This is a genomic window from Methylococcales bacterium (assembly GCA_030949405.1).
Taxonomy (GTDB): Bacteria; Pseudomonadota; Gammaproteobacteria; order Methylococcales; family Methylomonadaceae; genus WTBX01.
Window position 1 is genome coordinate 501,361 of sequence record JAUZSN010000002.1, and the last position, 18,873, is coordinate 520,233.

17 protein-coding genes are annotated in these 18,873 nt (G+C 38.3%); 4 read left to right on the top strand and 13 right to left on the bottom strand.

What is annotated here, in order from left to right:
- Positions 1-52: 52 nt before the first annotated feature.
- The 3 genes from Q9M50_02645 (at position 53) to fabB (ending at position 3,806) form a co-directional block, all read left to right on the top strand.
- On the top strand, positions 53-1,978 hold the full coding sequence (locus tag Q9M50_02645) for a transglycosylase SLT domain-containing protein (GenBank protein MDQ7089526.1): 1,926 nt from the start codon (positions 53-55) through the stop codon (positions 1,976-1,978).
- A gap of 81 nt (positions 1,979-2,059) precedes the next feature.
- Entirely contained in the window at positions 2,060-2,575 is a 516-nt protein-coding gene (gene fabA, locus Q9M50_02650) for a 3-hydroxyacyl-[acyl-carrier-protein] dehydratase FabA (GenBank protein ID MDQ7089527.1), read from the top strand.
- A 10-nt stretch (positions 2,576-2,585) separates the two neighbouring features.
- Complete coding sequence (fabB, locus tag Q9M50_02655) at positions 2,586-3,806, top strand: beta-ketoacyl-ACP synthase I (protein MDQ7089528.1); 1,221 nt, start codon at positions 2,586-2,588, stop codon at positions 3,804-3,806.
- Between the two features lie 201 nt (positions 3,807-4,007).
- Here fabB and Q9M50_02660 read toward each other — a convergent pair whose 3' ends face one another.
- The 3 genes from Q9M50_02660 to Q9M50_02670 are packed head-to-tail and all read right to left on the bottom strand — an operon-like array spanning position 4,008 to position 6,202.
- Entirely contained in the window at positions 4,008-4,325 is a 318-nt protein-coding gene (locus tag Q9M50_02660; protein ID MDQ7089529.1) for a cytochrome c, read from the bottom strand.
- On the bottom strand, positions 4,322-4,636 hold the full coding sequence (locus Q9M50_02665; GenBank protein ID MDQ7089530.1) for a cytochrome c: 315 nt from the start codon (positions 4,634-4,636) through the stop codon (positions 4,322-4,324). Before Q9M50_02665 ends, Q9M50_02660 begins: the two co-directional genes overlap by 4 nt.
- 3 nt (positions 4,637-4,639) lie before the next feature.
- Complete coding sequence (locus Q9M50_02670) at positions 4,640-6,202, bottom strand: cytochrome D1 domain-containing protein (GenBank protein ID MDQ7089531.1); 1,563 nt, start codon at positions 6,200-6,202, stop codon at positions 4,640-4,642.
- 691 nt (positions 6,203-6,893) lie between these two features.
- Here Q9M50_02670 and Q9M50_02675 point away from each other — a divergent pair.
- Positions 6,894-7,931: a MarR family transcriptional regulator gene (locus tag Q9M50_02675; protein ID MDQ7089532.1), complete on the top strand. Its 1,038-nt coding sequence runs from the start codon at positions 6,894-6,896 to the stop codon at positions 7,929-7,931.
- 37 nt (positions 7,932-7,968) lie between these two features.
- Here the strand turns inward: Q9M50_02675 and Q9M50_02680 are convergent, their stop codons facing one another.
- From Q9M50_02680 to recQ, 10 genes are all read right to left on the bottom strand, one after another.
- Positions 7,969-8,883 carry a class I SAM-dependent methyltransferase gene (locus tag Q9M50_02680; protein MDQ7089533.1) on the bottom strand — a complete coding sequence of 305 codons (915 nt, stop codon included), beginning with the start codon at positions 8,881-8,883 and terminating at the stop codon, positions 7,969-7,971.
- A 74-nt stretch (positions 8,884-8,957) separates the two neighbouring features.
- On the bottom strand, positions 8,958-9,701 hold the full coding sequence (locus Q9M50_02685; protein MDQ7089534.1) for a hypothetical protein: 744 nt from the start codon (positions 9,699-9,701) through the stop codon (positions 8,958-8,960).
- Entirely contained in the window at positions 9,694-11,595 is a 1,902-nt protein-coding gene (locus Q9M50_02690) for a cytochrome c biogenesis protein CcdA (protein MDQ7089535.1), read from the bottom strand. The genes Q9M50_02685 and Q9M50_02690 overlap by 8 nt, the downstream gene beginning before the upstream one ends.
- Positions 11,596-11,704: 109 nt before the next feature.
- Positions 11,705-12,619, bottom strand: a complete 915-nt coding sequence (locus Q9M50_02695) for an FAD:protein FMN transferase (protein ID MDQ7089536.1) — start codon at positions 12,617-12,619, stop codon at positions 11,705-11,707.
- Positions 12,620-12,622: 3 nt separating this feature from the next.
- The gene (locus tag Q9M50_02700; protein ID MDQ7089537.1) at positions 12,623-13,804 is read right to left on the bottom strand and encodes a DUF3570 domain-containing protein; all 1,182 of its coding nucleotides are present in this window, start codon (positions 13,802-13,804) and stop codon (positions 12,623-12,625) included.
- Entirely contained in the window at positions 13,791-14,000 is a 210-nt protein-coding gene (locus tag Q9M50_02705; protein MDQ7089538.1) for a DUF4266 domain-containing protein, read from the bottom strand. The genes Q9M50_02700 and Q9M50_02705 overlap by 14 nt, the downstream gene beginning before the upstream one ends.
- Positions 14,001-14,005: 5 nt before the next feature.
- Positions 14,006-14,503, bottom strand: a complete 498-nt coding sequence (locus Q9M50_02710; protein ID MDQ7089539.1) for a TlpA disulfide reductase family protein — start codon at positions 14,501-14,503, stop codon at positions 14,006-14,008.
- A 385-nt stretch (positions 14,504-14,888) separates the two neighbouring features.
- The gene (locus tag Q9M50_02715; protein MDQ7089540.1) at positions 14,889-15,845 is read right to left on the bottom strand and encodes a homoserine kinase; all 957 of its coding nucleotides are present in this window, start codon (positions 15,843-15,845) and stop codon (positions 14,889-14,891) included.
- A gap of 27 nt (positions 15,846-15,872) precedes the next feature.
- Positions 15,873-16,529 (bottom strand): 2OG-Fe dioxygenase family protein, encoded by a 657-nt coding sequence (locus Q9M50_02720; GenBank protein ID MDQ7089541.1) that lies wholly within the window; start codon positions 16,527-16,529, stop codon positions 15,873-15,875.
- Positions 16,530-16,644: 115 nt separating this feature from the next.
- Positions 16,645-18,765 (bottom strand): DNA helicase RecQ, encoded by a 2,121-nt coding sequence (recQ, locus tag Q9M50_02725; protein MDQ7089542.1) that lies wholly within the window; start codon positions 18,763-18,765, stop codon positions 16,645-16,647.
- Between the last annotated feature and the right edge of the window lie 108 nt (positions 18,766-18,873).

The following is an 18,873-nucleotide window of genomic DNA, read 5'->3' on the forward strand; positions in this document are numbered from 1 at the left end:
AATTATAGCGGTCTTAGTTCTGATTAGACATAAAATTTTATAGGTTTAAAGGATGATGAAAAATAATTTTTTAATGCGGGGGTTTTTAGTAATCTGTTTATTGCTAACCGCTTTACCCATTTCTGCACTTTCCCTAACAGAGCAACGAGAGGCTTTTTTTAACGCGGAAAAGCTCTTAAAAAAAGGCAATGAAACCGAGTTTTTAATCGCTAAGCGAGGGTTAAGAGACTATGCGTTATACCCTTATCTGCACTATCACTATTTAAAAACACACTTAGATAAAGACAAGGAAATTCAATTATACTTAACCGCCTATAATAAGAGTCGTTATGCCAACTTATTGCGTCGTTATTGGTTAGTTTCAATGGCAAAAAAAGGTCAATGGACAAAATTTATAGCAAATTATCAACCCTCAAAAAAACAATCCTTACAGTGTTATTACCACTTAGCGCAGTATAAAACAGGTGAAACCAACTTAGCTCTCAAGGCCGCTAAAGGGTTGTGGTTAAGCCCTACCTCTTTACCAAAAGCGTGTAATCCGTTATTTTCTATTTTTGAAAAATCATCCGAATATACACAAGATCTAATCTGGGAACGCTTTAAAATAGCCTTACGAAAAGGTAAGAAAAAAAATATTGCCTTAGCGAATTATTTGGCTAAAACGATGTCAGGGTCGGCTAAAAAATCCGCTCAATTATGGTTGAAGGTTTATAACAAGCCGATGATTATTACGAATCCTAAAAAATGGAATACGGAGGATGCGAAAGCAGGGGATATTTTTTCACAAGGGATTTATCGTTTATCACGTAAGCATTTAGAGTTAGCCATTAGCACGTGGGATCGTTATCAAAAAGAATTCAAAATGACGACAGAGAGTGCGGATTATGCCAAAAAGAGATTGGGCTTAGTGCTGGCTTATCGAGGTAAACCGAGTCGCGCTTACCGTTATTTAAGTGACTTAACGAATCCCGATGCGGAAGCTAGACAATGGCGGATTCGTGTTGCATTACGGAAACAAAATTGGCCGCTCGTCAGTGAATCCTTAGCGAATTTAACGGACGATGAAAAAAAGGAAGAAAAGTGGCGTTATTGGTTAGCTCGAACCTTAGAAAAAACAAAGGAATATGAACACGCTAATAGTATTTATACCGAGCTAGCAAAAGAACGTAGTTATTATGGCTTTGCATCAGCGGATAAGGTTCAGGCCGCCTATCAATTGAATGATAAACCGATTGTGTTAACGAATATGGCCTTAGCGAATTTAAAGCAACGTCCTGAATTTAAAATGATTAAAGAGTTATTTGCGTTAAACCGTACCAAAGAAGCGAAATGGGATTGGTGGTTTAGTGTCAAGAATATGAATAATGAGGACATTAAAACCGCCGCTAAACTTGCCCAAGAATGGGGGATGGTTCAAACAGCCGTGTTTACCGTTGCAAAGGCTAAGTATTGGGATGATATGGATTTACGTTTTCCGTTGCTGTTTAAAGAACAAATTAAACACCATGCAAAAAATCAAAATTTAAAGCCTGCAATGGTGTTTGGTTTGATTCGTCAAGAAAGTGTTTTTAATGAATTGGCAGGTTCTCAAGTGGGGGCGCGGGGATTAATGCAAATAATGCCAGCAACAGGACGACAAATTGCGCGTGAATTAGGCGTGAAATGGCGATCAGCGAGTAGTCTTTATGAGGCCGAGACCAATCTTAAATTTGGAACTTATTATTATAAAAAACAATTAGATAAGTTTGATAACCAAGCTGCTTTAGCCGCAGCGGGTTATAACGCAGGTCCTCATCGGGTTAAAAAATGGCGTCCTAAAGAACCGATGGCAATGGATATTTGGATAGAAACAATTCCCTTTGATGAAACCCGAAAATATGTGTCAGTTGTTTTAGCTAATATTATCATTTATCAACAACGGTTAAAGGATAGTGGCTTAAAGATGCAAGATTTTCTATCGAAGGTGCAACCCAGTTAAAATTTGAGCTGATTTTTTTTTCTTGATAGACGATAATAGCGGGCGACATTATAACAATAACTAAGTTAGGTATAGATTCAAATGGAAAAACAGCATAGTTTTACGCGTGAAGAATTGCTAAGGTCTGGAAGAGGAGAGTTATACGGACCTAAAAATGCACAATTGCCCTTGCCCAATATGCTGATGATGGATCGGATTATTCATATTTCCGACAAAGGCGGCGCACATGGTAAAGGTGAAGTTATAGCAGAATTAGATATAACCCCCGAATTATGGTTTTTTGATTGCCATTTTAAAGGTGATCCCGTCATGCCAGGGTGTTTAGGGTTGGATGCGATGTGGCAATTAGTCGGGTTTTATTTATGTTGGATGGGCGGCCCTGGAAAAGGACGTGCTTTAGGGGTAGGTGACGTTAAATTTAAAGGTCAAGTTTTACCTACGGCTAAAAAAGTTATTTATCGTTTGGATTTAAAGCGCGTTATTTTGCGTAAGTTAGTGATGGGTATCGCCGATGCAACGATGGAAGTTGATGGTAATATAATTTACGAAGCGACTGATCTTAGAGTTGGTTTATTTACATCGACAGATGGTTTCTAAAGAGGTTGTAATGAAAAGAGTGGTTGTCACAGGATTAGGTATTGTTTCTAGCATTGGTAATAACCAAGAAGAAGTCATTTCATCGTTAAAAACGGGAAAATCAGGTATTTCTTTCTCGGATGTTTATCAAGAAATGGGCTTTAGAAGTCATGTTCATGGGGCTATTAATATTGATCAGGATGCCTTTATTGATCGTAAGGTTAAACGGTTCATGGGGGATGGGGCTGCGTTTAATTACATTGCGATGCAACAAGCGATTACAGATTCAGGACTGGAAGACAGTGATGTTTCTAACTTCAAGACAGGGTTAGTGATGGGGTCGGGAGGGCCATCAACCGCTAATTTGATTGAAGCCGCCGATTTATTACGCAGTAAAGGAATCAAACGGGTCGGGCCTTATCGGGTAACGCGAACGATGTCGAGTACAAATACGGCGTGTCTAGCGACCCCGTTTAAAATTAAAGGGGTTAATTACACCATTAGTTCAGCTTGTGCCACCAGTGCGCATTGTATTGGCCATGCGATGGAGTTGATTCAGCTAGGCAAACAAGATGTTGTCTTTGCGGGCGGAGGTGAAGAGGTTCACTGGACAATGTCGATGTTATTTGATGGTATGGGTGCGTTATCTTCAAAGTATAATGACCAGCCTGAAACTGCGTCCAGAGCGTATGATGCCACCCGTGACGGGTTTGTTATTTCAGGCGGCGGTGGTGTGTTAGTGATTGAAGAGTTAGAACATGCTAAAGCACGCGGTGCAAAAATTTATGCCGAATTAACAGGGTATGGCGCGACTTCAGATGGTTATGACATGGTACAACCTTCGGGCGAAGGAGCCGTTCGCTGTATGCAGCAAGCAATGGCGACTGTTGATGGCCCTATTGATTATATTAATGCACATGGAACAAGTACCCCCGTTGGTGATACGCGTGAACTAGAAGCCTTACGCGAAGTTTTTGGGGCGGAGAATGTTCCTGCGGTCAGTTCGACGAAATCGTTAACGGGTCATGCTTTAGGAGCTGCAGGTGTTAATGAGTCAATTTACTCCTTATTAATGATGCAGGAGAATTTTTTAAGTGCGTCGGCGAATATTAAGGAACTCGATCCTATAGCGGTCGGTATCCCGATTGTTCGTGAGCTTCAAAATGAGGTCACCTTAAATACGATCATGTCAAATAGCTTTGGTTTTGGTGGAACGAATGCCACGTTAATTTTTCAACGATACCAAGATTAAATTTTGAATGTGATCTTAGATGAAAAATCGACAGGGAAGGTTGGTTTTTTGTTTTGAGTAAAGCAATCGTTTAAGTGTTGGAGGTATCATCAAAGTCTCCGATAAATTATAAAAAAATATACTCAGACAGAACGAATCCGATTTAGATAAGGATAGAGACACGCTGATTCGAGTCTCTAATGTTTATTTTCTACGAGGGGACTATTTTGTTTTTGAAAAATTACGCAATCGTTTTTGTACCAACCATAAGGCTTCTGCCTTCGTCATAAACGCCTTCCACGGTGGCATAGCGGTTCCTTTTCGACCGTTTAAAATAGTATCCACTAAAAAATCATCGCTTTTATCCGCAATATCCTTCGCTAATAACGATGAACCTAACCCTCCTTTACGCGTTAAACCATGACAAGAACCGCAATCATGTCTCAGTAAATGAGTTAACGCTTTTTGCCGTGTTTGGCTCGGCTCATCGGCGATGGCACTGCTACTTATTAACAACAGTGCAATCATGACGAGTGTCATTCGGATTTTAATCGACTGTAATAAGCGGCAATATTATTAATATCACGATCAGTCAATGAACCTGCGAAGGCATTCATAATCTCCGAGACGCGTGTTTTATCTCGGTATTGCTTTAAGGCGGATACAATAGAGTCTTGATCGCGTCCCGCTAAAGGGGGGAAAGGCGCGTCATCACTGGTTTTTTTCAACCCATGACATTGAGAACATATTGCAGCCGCTTTGGCTTTACCTGCAAAAATACTCGCGGCGTTTACATTCGTTATTGAAATTAAGCTTAATGAAATGAGTGTTGAAAAAATTATAATTTTCATAGCCTACTCCATTTCATCAGGCGATAAACCACGCGTCATATACTTAACGCGTCCGCGTGAAAAAATACCTGCGGGGCTTTCCATGGGCAAGCTGGTTATTTTTTTCAATGAGTTGGAGTCGTAAACAACGACTTCATCACCTGCATAGCCGGCACTAATATAAAGAAACTTACCATCCGCACTGTATTCTGGAAAATAAGCATGTCCGCCAACATCTAAAGTTTTAACAACTTTTAACGATTTTTTATCAATGAGTTGAACCGTTCTAGCTCGTCTGTCTTTCGTGATAATATCAACCGCGACATAAGGTGCATTGGCATGGGCTGCGGGGGATTCTGTTCCACCCGAAACAGGAATTTCTTTAACTAATTCCATTTTATCCAAGTCCCAAACACTGACGACTGTTTTTTCACAGCTTCCAAAGTTTGTTCCAAAGCCTAAAGTGCGACCATCAATTTTAACAGCAGCACCGCCACCCACATGGGGGACACAACCTGCTTTTAATTTTTTAATAATTTTACGTTCTTTTAAATCAATGGCGGTGACAATACTATCATCATAAGACGCGACCATTAATTTACGACCTTTATGCGTTAAAAAAGCATCGTGCAAATGTCGTCCGACATTTTTTATTTTCGTAACGGGAAAGTCATCTTTTAAATCCACTACCCAAACTTGCCCTGCATTTTCCAACGCAATGGCAAAAATATCGGCATACGGTGTACCGATAATCATGCCTGAATCAGAACTGACCTGTTTACCATCAGGATCAATACCTTCTAATTCAAACATCTTTAAGGGTTCTAAGGTGTTGGCATCTAAAATAACGGCATTATGGGGAACAAATGACCCCGCCATAATGTATTTACCATCGCGTGAAATACCGATGGAAGGGCCATTAAAGCCCGTTTTAATACTCCGTACCGCTTTCATGGAATATAAATCGACTTTAAATATTTCAGCGGTATCTGTTTTTACATAAGCCCAGCGTGGGTTAGTCGGATTAAATTCAATAATATGTGCCGCTGTCCCTGTTGCCACTTCCCCTACTTTTTTATGGGTTTTACTGTTGATAAAAATAGCTTTTGATCCTTGACCGCGACCGTATTTACCCCGTGCCGCAACGCCAATCAAATCATCCATGCTATCAATTTTATAGCTTGGTTTCTTGGGTAGGCTGGATTCATCTTTAACATAAACCTTGAGTGATTCCTTCATGTTTTTCAACGTCCACGGCGGATTATCTTGCTTAGGCGTTGATTGCAAATGCTTAACCATTGAACGAATTTCGCTATCGGTTAATTTCCCATAAAATGGAGGCATTAACGTTTCAAAACTTCCTGTCATAATCAATGAGCGTAATGCGGTTGGACTCCGTCCTTTTAAGGTGGTTGAATTGAGTGCAGGCGCAAGATAGCCGCCATGATCCGAACCATGACAACTGGCACAATTATCTTCGTATAGTTGATGCATATCCGCATCAGCGTGAACACCACTGACGGATAAGAGCAAGCTGGTCACACTTATTAAGAGGGTTTTATTTAAATTTATTATTTTTTTTCTCATTTGTTATGCCTATTCAGTCATTTTTTAAGTACAGTTTTGACAAAGCCTTGTTGTTGCCTATTAGGCTAACTGAAAACAAGGCGACGCATTAATCGAAATAGGAGTGCGAGTTTAATAACGCTTGAAATAAAGATCGTATTGTCGGTGTTATTAAATTCTCATTCCATTAGTTTAGTTTAGTTGGATTTTCTCACTTAAGATGGGATAAAAAGTAGTTAGGGGCGTTGATGACCCCTATAAAAATATTGGACTTTAACTTAAATTGTAAATGGATAAATGAAGGGTGACAATAATGGATCATTTAATTTTAAAACCTGACGTGATATATAAAGTGAAATAATCTATTTTTTCACACTCTTTTTTAGAGGTACGTTCTATTTTATGGCTACCCACTTAAGACTTAACCATCCGTCCTTCGATTAAGCTCAGGATGAACGGTTAAGCCTCGCTCCATAGTGTTCCGTCTTAAGTTGGTAGCCTATTTTATTTACGCAATAGCGGATCAATAATGTCAACGCTATATTTTTAGGCTTCTATGGTAAAATAATTTTTGAAGGATATTTAGTCTGGCGTTAGTTGAACGTTATAAGAGCAAGATTATATTATATGATTTCGATTCGCTACTACTTTATAAGTAACCTTTTTCTATGTCAAGGTAAAACGCTCAACGCTTTAATATATCTAATTTACTATGCAAACAGCAACTATTTTTAATTCTATCGAATGTATGGCCGCATTAATTTGTGCGGAAGAGCGAAAAAAATGCGCAGAACTTCGATTGCAACTGGTTCATTTTGAATTGTTAAACTACTTATCCCACTCGAATAGATATATTGATACGCCTTCAGCCACCGCGTCTTATTTTGGTATGACCTGTGGGACGGTTTCACAATCACTGATTGTTTTAGAAAAAAAAGGCTATATTAAAAAAAATAAAGATGAAATAGATAAGCGCATTATCCATGTTAATTTACAACCGCTTGGGCGTGATATTTTGAAAAAAGCCCAACAAACGGCTTTATTTAATGCCGCTCAGCTGATTTTAAAACAAACACAAAAGGACATGAGTAAAACGATTGTTTTTACAAATGTATTGGTTGCTTTACAGAAAGCGTCATTGTCAGCTTCTTTCAAGGTTATTGAAGCTAATAAATTTAATCATTTAAAAAATGCCACTGTTTTTGATTTAGTCGAATCGATGACAACCCTTATTCGTTCAAAAGAACGTAAACGCTGTACTGAATTAAAGTTACAACGGGTTCATTTTCAAATTTTTAAATATTTAGCGCACTGTAATAAATACAGTGATATGCCCGCAACGATTGCGAATTATTTAGGCGTTACACGGGGAACGATGTCTCAATCTTTAATTGTTCTTGAAAAAAAAGGCTTTATTAGTAAAAATCAGGATGAGAAAGATAAACGAGTTTTTCATATTCAATTACTGGATAAAGGCTTGGCTATTTTAAAAAAAGCAACGCTCATTGAATTGTTTGAAAAAGCGACTTTTATTTTGGAAAAAAATACCTCACTAGTTGATGTGGAAATACTTTTTGTTAATGCGTTGACCGCCCTTCAAAAAGCCAATAATTCATTTTCTTTTGGCGTTTGCAATACGTGTGTTAATTTTCAAAAACAATCAACGGGTTTTTTTTGTCAGTTAACACAGGAAAAATTAACAAAAATAGACAGCAAGAAAATTTGTCAAGAACATCGTTTTGAGCGATAACTTTTTACCTCGGCAGCCAGAATTATAATTTTAAGCTTTAATGATTGAGCAGGGTATCCAATATCTCTTTGGGTTGGGCATTTTTTACTTTCGCTTCTTCAAGATGCCTCATTATTTTTATGATGGGTTTTTGTATGCCTTTTCCCTCAAATAAATATTCAAACCAGCCTTTGCTATTCATCCTTTGTTTTACCTTCTCAACAGAACGATCACTGGGGTAGTTTATGGGGGATGGGGTTGCTTTGGCTCTAAAAAATATTTTTAAATTGGAATCCGTATCTATTTTAAAGGCATCAAAATATTGGCTTGCACACGCAATTAAGGTATCAATACTAAAATAAAAAAGATGGGCTTTAAACATGATGTTGTGCGGTGATGCATCCTTCGCTTCAATCCAAGGAACTTCAATAAAGAGTACGCCATTAGGGGTTAACGCATGGTAAAGTTTTTCAAAGGTAAGCATCGGTGATGAGAGGTGTTCTAAGACATGAAATAGGGTTATAACGTCATACTTTCCATCAATATCATTTAATTCGCCCGTTTTAATATTACAGCCATATTCTTTTTTTGCATACGCTGAATAGCCTATATTCGGCTCAATCCCTTGTGATGTATATCCTAATTGTTCCATTAAATAAACAAACTCACCGCCCCCTGCACCCACATCCAGTAAATTTCCAGAATCAATGCCAGCCGCCTTCATAAATTGATGGCGTTGTAGCGCAGTTTTACCGGCGCGATGAATGTGTTTAGGTTCTGGAACGTAGGCTTTTTTATAATCAAGCCGATAGTTATGGGAATAGTATATTTTTAGCTCTTTGGTGGTGGGCAATGGGTTTTGCTGTATAAAACCACATTGATGACACATAGAAACGCGTAATTTTTCAGAAGTTTTTACATCTACTTTAGAGACATCCTCAAAAGAGTCATGGTCACACAGCACGCATTTCATATAGTATTCCTTTTTTTATAAATGGGAGGGGGATTTGTCAGTGTTTCACGTAATTGAAAAAACGCAAATTTATTTTAACTGCTTTTACTGTAATTGGCTTTATTATAATGAATAGTAAAATTCAATAAAAGAAAAAACAGTAAAACAGACATAAACCAACAAATGGCCGCAGAAAATAAATCATGACTTAAAAAATGCGCACCTCGCATTTGTTGACTAACCCCGTAAATTAACCCCAGTAATAATCCAAAAGCCAGTCCATAATATTTATAATGGGGTTTAATTAAGATAAAAAAGAAATAAAAACTCATAAATGTAAATCCGCCACTGGCATGAGCGGCAGGAAAACAATGCCCAATTTTTAAAGATTCATGGATCGGGTCAAATAAGTGAATATAAGGCTGCAGGCCACCAAAAAAAGTTAAATCCCAAGGACAATAAATATGGGTTTTTCCTTTTAAAAATATAACAATACAAGGGCCTATTACGGAGGTAATAAATAAAAATGCTAAGGGTAACGTATAAGACTTAAAACTCGTTTTAACTCGCGTAATCAGTAAGGCAATAAACATGAAGGCCATTAATAATTTAGTGAATTTTCCACCATAACTATGAAAAATGGTTGAAATTAACCAGTCCTCTTTATAAGGCCATTGCTTTAATTGGCTATCATAAAAATTTTGACTAAAAATAAGGTCTATATTATTTAATTCAATCCACGTGATTAAACTAATAAAAATTAAAAAAGGAAAAATAAAATGAGTTGTAATAAAGTTTTTTCGATCAAACCTGAGTAGATTAGTTTTGAAATCAGACATGAATACTGCACGTACGAATAGCGGTTATCATGGTTTCAGTGGCCTGATAATCCGTCCCTGACCAGCATTTATCACCTGCTTTTGATAAAACGGCAAAATAAGGTAAGCCAATTTTTAAGGCACGGTATTTAGGATCATGACGAAAACGTTCAAATTCGGGTTCCTTATCAACCAATTTTAAAGCAATGACCTCTTCCCTTAAAACTTGGTTTAGATGTAAATCCGTTTCAGTTTTTTTACTAAACGCAATACAATTTGCACACCAGCTTGCATAAAAATCAATAAAGATAGGTTTTCCTGTTTCTTGGGAGGCTATTTGCGCGACTTTATAATCACGATACCATGCAATTCCTGCTTTCATTTCAATCGTCTTGGTTGTGTTAGTCGGAATAGAGGCTGTTGCTGTAACGATCTTAGTGGGGGTTAACAGCGGAATTTGCTGTAAGTGACTAATGATTAGCCATGTTCCTATTAAGATACTTATCACGCCACAAAAACGGTGAAACCGATGATTTTGTGACGCCCCATCAGATAAGGGTGCAAGAATATTTGCGTGCATAATGGCAAACCAGACGGCAATCATGCCTAGGGCTAACGCTAAAATGGAATTGTCGGGCGTTCCCATTATTCCAAGTCCTTTTGCAAAATAGGTATAGGCAAAATAGAGGATAACCAGTCCAAAACCGTATTTGATTTTGTTCATCCACGTACCCGCTTTGGGTAATTTAAATTTAATCATTCCTGTTAAGAAAAAAGGGAAACCCACGCCCACGCCAAATCCTGCCATCATTAAACTCCCTTGCCATGCAAGGGCGAGTTTATCCATTACGGTAACGACATGCCCGCTGGCTTCTAAGGTTTGGGATAGCTCAGCGATATTGTCGGATACTTGGAGTAATACGGCAAAAACAATCGGGCCGACACATGGGGAAATCACTAAACCTGCCACCGCGCCCATTAACCATGTTCCAAAAACGCCTTTTACTTGAGCTGTTTTTTGATCTAATTGATTAACGCCATTTTGCATAAATTGAAATTCAATGACACCTAATAAAGCAATCCCAAAAAAGGCAAAAAAACCTGCGAAGGCTAAGTTAACATAAGCCGATTGCATAATACTATTGAACGCTCCGCCACTTAATCCTGCTAATAAACCTAATAGCATGTAAGTATTGATAATTCCGACCATATATATAAACGCATGTTTGATATTTTGGCCTTTCTGTTCACCGCCTCGGTTTGCAATAAAGAGCGAGGTAATTGGCAGCATCGGATAAACACAAGGGGTTGCAACGGATAATAATCCTGCCAGCAGCATTAATCCAAAAATAATGAGGGTATTATTTTTATGGTGTTGAAAAAGTTCTGAAATTTGTTCAGTCCATGATTTATCTTCATTAATTTCATTCGCTTCATTTGAAGATAATGTGGTTGTCAGTGAGGCTTTTGCAACTTGAGGGCGGTAACAAACATTAGTGATGTCATTACAGAGTTGATATTTCAATTCCAATGGAATTTGAGGGGTGTTAAACTTTCCTATGGAGTTACTCAATTTAATACGATAAATTCCTTTTCCTCGCAAGACGGTTGCCTTTACCGCCTCTTCCCAAACGCCTGATGGTTGTTGATCAATTTCAAAATTTAAAGCTAATGCATTTAATTTTTGTTTGGGGTCTAAAGTTAAAGGAATATAGGCATTCTCAGTTCCTTTATCAAGGTAGGCATGATGGTCTTTGGGGACCTCAATCATCACCTTAATTGACTGTTGCCAATCAGTGAGTGTTGTGGGGGATAGTGTAAGCGGCATTGTCGGTGCGGCATAACTGGTCTCTATAAAAAATAATCCACTAAAAAGTAGATATAAAAAAAGGGTTAACCTCAGTTTTTGAGACATAATATTCACCTGTAGAAACATAAAGTTGTATCTCTTTAACTCTATTTATTGAGGGAGGGTATGAAATTTATAATGGATATAGGAACGATGGAAACAAGCGATTGGGTAATTAGGGTGAGTGATTAAAAAATGAATGGCTATGGAGCCACCCTTTATGGTCACAACACATAAAAGAAATCCCTGATTCTTGTAACCACCCTAATCCTGATTTACCTTTTAACATTGCAATGGTTGCGATACTTCCTGCGACTAAACAATGATCGGCAATAACACTAACCGCTTGTAATCCTTGAACGGGAAAAGCCGTTTTAGGATTCAAAACATGACTATAACGTTGTCCTTGAATTTCAATGTAGCGTTGATAATCACCACTACTGGCAAGCCCCCCGTGGTTTAGAGAAAGTTTACCTAAAGTCGATTTTGATTTTCTTGGGTGTTGAATGGCAATAGACCAGCCTTCGCTCATTTCAGTATTTACGCCAATAACCGCAATATCGCCGCCTAACTCAACTAAACCCGCTGTAATACCCTGCTGTCGGCATAAAGTTGCCACGGTATCGGCGGCATATTCTTTAACCAGTCCGCCAAAATCCAGTTCCATGCCTACTTTAGGTAAATAAATAGTCTTTTCATCCCATTCAATCGAAGGCCAATTAATCAACCGTGTCATTTTTTTACATTGTTTTTTAGTGGGTAATGTTCGTGTTTTAAAATCCCAAATATGGCGCAAGACCCCAGAACTCACATCAAATAACCCCTCACTTTCTTGGTAGCATTGTTCGGCATAGCGTAAAAGTGCATGTGTTTCTGTATCAATAGGGGTGGTGGTTTTCGTTCCTGCCCGTTGATTAATACGTGAGAGCAAACTGGTTTCTCGGTAACGAGAATAACGTTGCTCTAATAGTTCAATCCGCTTAATCGCTAATTGTTCGATCTGTTTTGCTTTTGTTAATGACGAGGCGTAAAGCTGTAATTGGCACGGCGATCCCATTGCTTTAAAATGAAATTCAAAAAAATTATTCACCCATTAAAACCGTAATTTAAAGGACGCGGTGATGAGATAATAGTTAAAATCATCAAAATTACCGTTGTTGTCATTACTCCAGCTATAACTCGCTTTACGATCAAAATATTCAATTCCTGCATCAAATTTTAGGGATGACGTGGATGAAAAAAGGGATTTAATTTCTTTCGATAATTTTACTCCGCCTGATAACACGCCAAAGCTTGCCAAACGATAATCACTGGAGTAATAATTTAAATCATCTTTAGAATCAAAATAAGGTTGGTAAAATTCGGCACTACTTTGGGTATAAAAACGCATTGATGTGCGTATTTGCCAGTCATCAATGACGGGTTGGTGCCATGCCACTTCAAAGGTATGCGCTTGCACATCCCAGCTATCGGCATAAAAACGATAATCAATATGTAACGCGGCGTTATTTAAATTTTTAAAGTTTCGGACATAACGATTTAGCCAAGCCCATTTAAAACGTTCTTTGGGTCGGGTATCATCGGCAATACCACTAAATCTAAAAAATACGGATTTATAAGGATCGGATAAAAATCCCGTATCATAAGAAAATGTCATATTGCTATTGATTAACGAGGCGGTATCAATAACCTGTGTGATACCTATGGAATACTGTTGCGATAATTTATTACGCTGATAACTTAACCCCGTGGGTTCAATCTCATCAAATGCCAATGAAAACCCAGCGGATAATGTGGTTAATTTTTTATTAAAATCCCAGTTAAGGTTTGTATTCAAATAGCGGGATAAATAATCATGCTCACTGGAAATTCCTCCACCAATACCGACACTAACATCGTCCCAATAATGGTTAAACATTAAGCTGAGGGCATCCCGTTTTTCACGAATAGAGGCCCCGCTTAACACTTGTTTTGGTTTCGGCTTATCCGATTTATCATCAAAATCAGGGACATTAAACATAGGCGATGCCCCTGATAAGACATCACGGACTAAACCGATTTGAACGGACATTGATTTAGCAATAGGGGCGGATAGAGCGGCTTCATAGACATGAGCCTGCATACGATCTTCACTCTCGCTGTAATAGCCATATTGAAAATCTGTATGATAGGTTTCATCGGTTCTTCCTGCCTCGGCGACCGAGATGATGCCTGGTAATGCGAGCGCGGCACAACTTAGACGACTAAGCAGTGATGTTTTTTTAGTTACAGCCACAGCCACCGCCTCCTCCGCCATAACCACCCGAGGCGGCTTCTTTGCTAAATTGCATGTGTTGACGTAATCCCATTTCTAAGGCATCGGTATCTAAGGCCATATTTTCTTGAGCCAATTGACCGCGTTGCCATGATGATACGGGCGAACACGCCAGTGTTATCATACAGATCAATAAATTAAGGGTTAATAATCGCATCATCATTACTCAGCTAATAAGCCTTCTATTCTTTGTTTTAAATCCGCTTCATCCGTTGCTGAAAATCCTGAATGAATATGTCGGATCGTTCCTTTTTTATCAATTAAAAAAGAGGTTGGCATCGCATCGACCTGATAACGCTCAGGGACTTCGCCAAGGGAATCGCGTAAGACGGTGAAATGAATGGGGTTATCCTTTAAAAATTGACGGGCGGCTTCGGGTTCTTCATCTAAATTAATCGCAATGACTTCAAAGCCTTCTTGATGGTGGTTCTGATATAAGCGATCAAGTATTGGAAAAGAAACACGACAAGGGGCGCACCACGAGGCCCAAAAATCTAAATAAATAACCTTGCCTTTATAATCACTTAATGTAATTTTTTCAGTTGTTTTATTAATAGCGGGTAAAGAAAAAGCAGGGGCAGGGCTTTTTAATTCAACTGCCGAAACAGAATAAGACAAGGCAATTAAAGGAAGGCTTAAAATTAGGGTTTTTATTATCATGGATCACCTGTAATAAAGTTAAGGGGGTTGAATTAATAAGACGGATCAAATGACAGTGCAAAAAGTGTTATCAAGGGAGTAATTTGAAGAGAGATAAAAAATGAACAAATATTTTTTTGATTCGCCTTAAGAAACTATAAAACACTTATCATGCCAATAGTTAATTAATATCCTAATCATTTGATATTTATAGAGAATATAAAAATAAAAAATTATATTGATAATAACTTTAGTTAATAAGATACTGCAAAAAAAGTAGGATAAATAAAAAAATAACCATTTTTGCAGGGAAAGAAGAAATCGGTCATTTTATTTTATAGACCGCGTTTCCATTTAATTTAGACTTTAAAAATATTAAAATTCACCGTCTCTTTTGGCCGTTTTTTTAATTTTTTAGACCCTCATAATTAAAAACAGTGGTTAAAAATTGAAGCGGGGGAATCTGATTAATAGCCTCAGCAATCTGCATCATTTGGTGATGCTTATTAGAATTTTCTACACTCGGTGTATCAATATAATATTTCCAAAATCGCCAAGATGATGTGGTGACGGCGGCATACTGGATAAAAATTTGTAATGTTTGTTTTTCGATGGCCGCTAAGGGTTGAATTTGTTGATAGCCTGCTACAAAAGCACGGGCTTTATCAAGGTTGATGACTTCATTTTGAGTACACAACCCTAAAATGCTCATTCCAAGATCAAAGCCTTGGTAATAATAACAAGCTTCCTCAAAATCAATAAGGGCTTTAAGGCGGTTGTTTTCAAATAACACGTTATCATAGAATAAATCACCATGAATTAAGCAGTGACGAAGCTGAGGCGAAAGGTTTTCTTTAAAATACAGCTGTTGTTTTACTAACCATGCTTTATAGTCGGTATTAATTTTTTGATCCATGATTGCTGAGAAGCATTGTGATTCATACGCATGTTGATGCGGTAAATCATCAGGGACAGAAATTTGATGGAGCTTTGCCATTTCGCGCCCTATTTGGGCGAGCATTCCCGAATCTAATTGTTCAAGGGTATCGCCTTCAATATAAATCTTGAGCATGACGGGTTTATCTTGATAACGTATGACAGGGGCATTGGTCACGGATAAGACTAAACGCGTAGTTGAAAAATTATTTTTTTCCAACCAAAGTAGTAATTTTCCAAGGTTAATCGCATCCTTTAAGGCTTTATCGTCACAAACGGTGAGAACATATTTTTCCTTCCGCGTTTGTAATAAATAGCTGGAATTTCCCGCTCCGCCATTAATTGATTCAAAGTTGAGAACCGTTAAATCATAATTATTCGCAATAGCTTGAATATCATGAGCGGTCAATTGTGTGTAATTTGCCATAAAAAATTATTATTTGAAATTTAAAAATTAAGGACGCTTAAGATCAGAAACATGAGAATAGCCAATTATTAAAATATCACGAATGGCCTTTTCATTTTTATTCTTCGGGTAGACCGAGCTTACACTGTGCATGACATGGGGATCCCATATTACAATCGAATCCATTGTTTGTTGTAAGGCGACACTTTTGAGGGGCTGTTTATTATTATCATAAATAGTATTAATACCGCCTAGTGTATTTTTACGTCCCATTAAATGGATGCAGACAAAATCATTTTCATCATGATGAATCCCTTCTGGGGTAGGCTCCCCTATCTCATTATCCGTTCCAATAACTCGTATTTGATGAAGGTCAAGCCGCCACGGTTGTTGTTTTTTTTCACGAGACAGTGGGAACTGTTCAAAATCAAATTTAATTAAGGCCTGTAGAAATTTATTCGTTAATGTGGACTTAAATAAGGGGGCTAATTTGCGTTGAACGCCCCCTGCATAGCTATTAATCGTATCATCTTGAAAATAGGGAGTAAAAGGAAAGGGTAATATTTCCTCCGTAGAGGGCAAAAAATAAAAATAGCCAAAACGTCGTAACCGAAATCGCGCCCCGTCTTTTAAATAATTATCAAGTTTTAGATTATTCCAATCTTTTTGGAATGACTGTTTAGCCGTTTCTAGTTGGGTGGGAATATTTATTTCATCTGCTGAGAGATAAGCATAGTTTTTTTTCTAATTCCAAGTAAATAGTACGATCAATGGTAATCATGTTTATTATCCTTTTATATCTGAAGCGATGAATTGTGACTTAATGATCATTTTTTGAGGAAATAGCGGCTTTAATACAGCGTAAAATCCCATAATCATAACGGGCTTCAAATAATTCAAAAATAGGTTTGATTGTATTTTCGTGTTCTTTGGGCAACGCTAAAAAAGCCGTTTGAATTTGTTGAATGGTTACGTCAGGTAAGTCAATTACATTTTTTAAGGTCAGTCCACCCACTTCGATCACATCGGCTAAGTGGCCATAAATTGTTGTCGTTTTAACGCCACGGTTCAAGGCAATATCTTCAACTGTCATCGCCGTGTTAAATAAATGGAGCGTTTCGGCGACCGTCTCACTAATTCCTTGTTGTTGGTTGATATAGGTTTGAATGACGGTAATAAACGCATCTGCATAACGTTCTAGTTTACGCTCACCCACCCCTGAAATGGGGGCCATTTCTGCGCGGGTCAGGGGTTTAACCGTCATGATTTCAGCAAGGGTTGTATCATGAAAAATTATATAAGCGGGAACGTCCTGTTCTTTCGCTATTTCAAGCCGTTTGGCTTGTAAGGCTTTCCACAAAACTCCTTCACGCTGTTGGCGTTGAGTTTTTTTGTATTGACTTTTATTCGTGCTAACGTTGTCCATTCGTAAAATTAGGGGATGTTCGCCGCGTAAAATAGGACGGGATTGTTCGGTTAATTTAAAGGTTCCATAATTTTCAAAATCAACACCGATTAGATTTTTAGCGACTAATTGTCTTAATACCGAGTGCCACTGTTTTTCATTTAAGGCGTTACCTATTCCAAAGGTTGATTGTTGATGGTGATTATTTTTAAGAATTCGCTCATCACTGATTCCAAGTAATACATTGATAAGGTACGCCCCTCCAAAGCGTTGCCCTGTTCGATAAATACACGATAAAAGTTGTTGTGCCGCAAGGGTTGCATCCCATGTTTCAGCAGGTTCAAGGCAGGTATCACAATTGCCACAGGGGGGATGCTGAGTTTCTCCAAAATAATGAAGTAAAATTTGGCGACGGCATTGTATGGATTCGCATAAAGCCAGCATCGTATCCAGTTTATGTAACTGAACCTGTTTATGTTGAGGATCACTCTGGCCATTCATTAACAGGCGTTTGAGTAAGACCACATCTTGCATACCATAACTCATCCACGCATTGGCAGGCAGGCCGTCTCGTCCTGCTCGTCCTGTTTCTTGATAATAGCCTTCAACACTTTTCGGTAAATCTAAATGGGCAACAAAACGCACATTGGGCTTATCAATTCCCATACCAAAAGCGATGGTTGCAACAATAATTATTTTTTCTTGCGTTAAAAAATACTGTTGATGGCGGGCGCGCGTTTGGTGATCCATTCCTGCATGATAAGGATAGGCATTCAAGCCCTGTTCTCTTAGCCAGATAGCGGTTGCTTCCACTTTTTTACGCGAGAGGCAATAGACAATGCCTGCATCCTCCCAATGTTCTGTTTGAATAAAATTTAAGAGTTGTTGTTTGGGATTTCTTTTAGGAATGATTCGGTAGCGAATATTAGGACGATCAAAGCCACTAATAAAAATTTGAGCGCGATCTAAGGCTAAATTTTTAATGATTTCTTCGCGTGTTTTTTCATCCGCTGTTGCCGTTAGGGCGATGCGTGGAATGTGAGGAAAATGCTGATGTAATAATGATAATTGTAAATAATCGACCCGAAAATCATGCCCCCATTGGGAAACACAATGGGCTTCATCAATGGCAAATAAAGAAATAGTAAGCTGGGCCAATAGTGATAAGGTACGGGGCTGCACTAAGCGTTCAGGGGCAATATAAACTAAATCTAACTCATCATTTTGCATTTGCTGTTCAATCTGATGAGCCGCGTGTGCCGATAGGGATGAATTAATAAAAGCGGCTTTAATTCCCAATTGATGCAAAGCGGTCACTTGATCTTGCATTAAGGCAATTAGGGGGGAAATAACAATGGCAACCCCTTCTTTAAGCAGAGCGGGTAATTGGTAGCACAGTGATTTTCCGCCGCCTGTTGGCATTAGAACTAACGCATCGCCGCCTTTTAAAAGCTGTTCGATAATCGGTTGTTGTTGGCCTCTAAAGCTATCATAACCAAAGGTAGATTTTAAAATGGCAAGCGGGTTATTTTCCATAATGACTCCTAATTTATTAGTACTTGCTATGAGATAGTGTTTTTTTGAAACCTTTAAAGCTTTATAATAGCGTGTTTCCCCCTAACGCTTTACCGCGCGAGAACATTT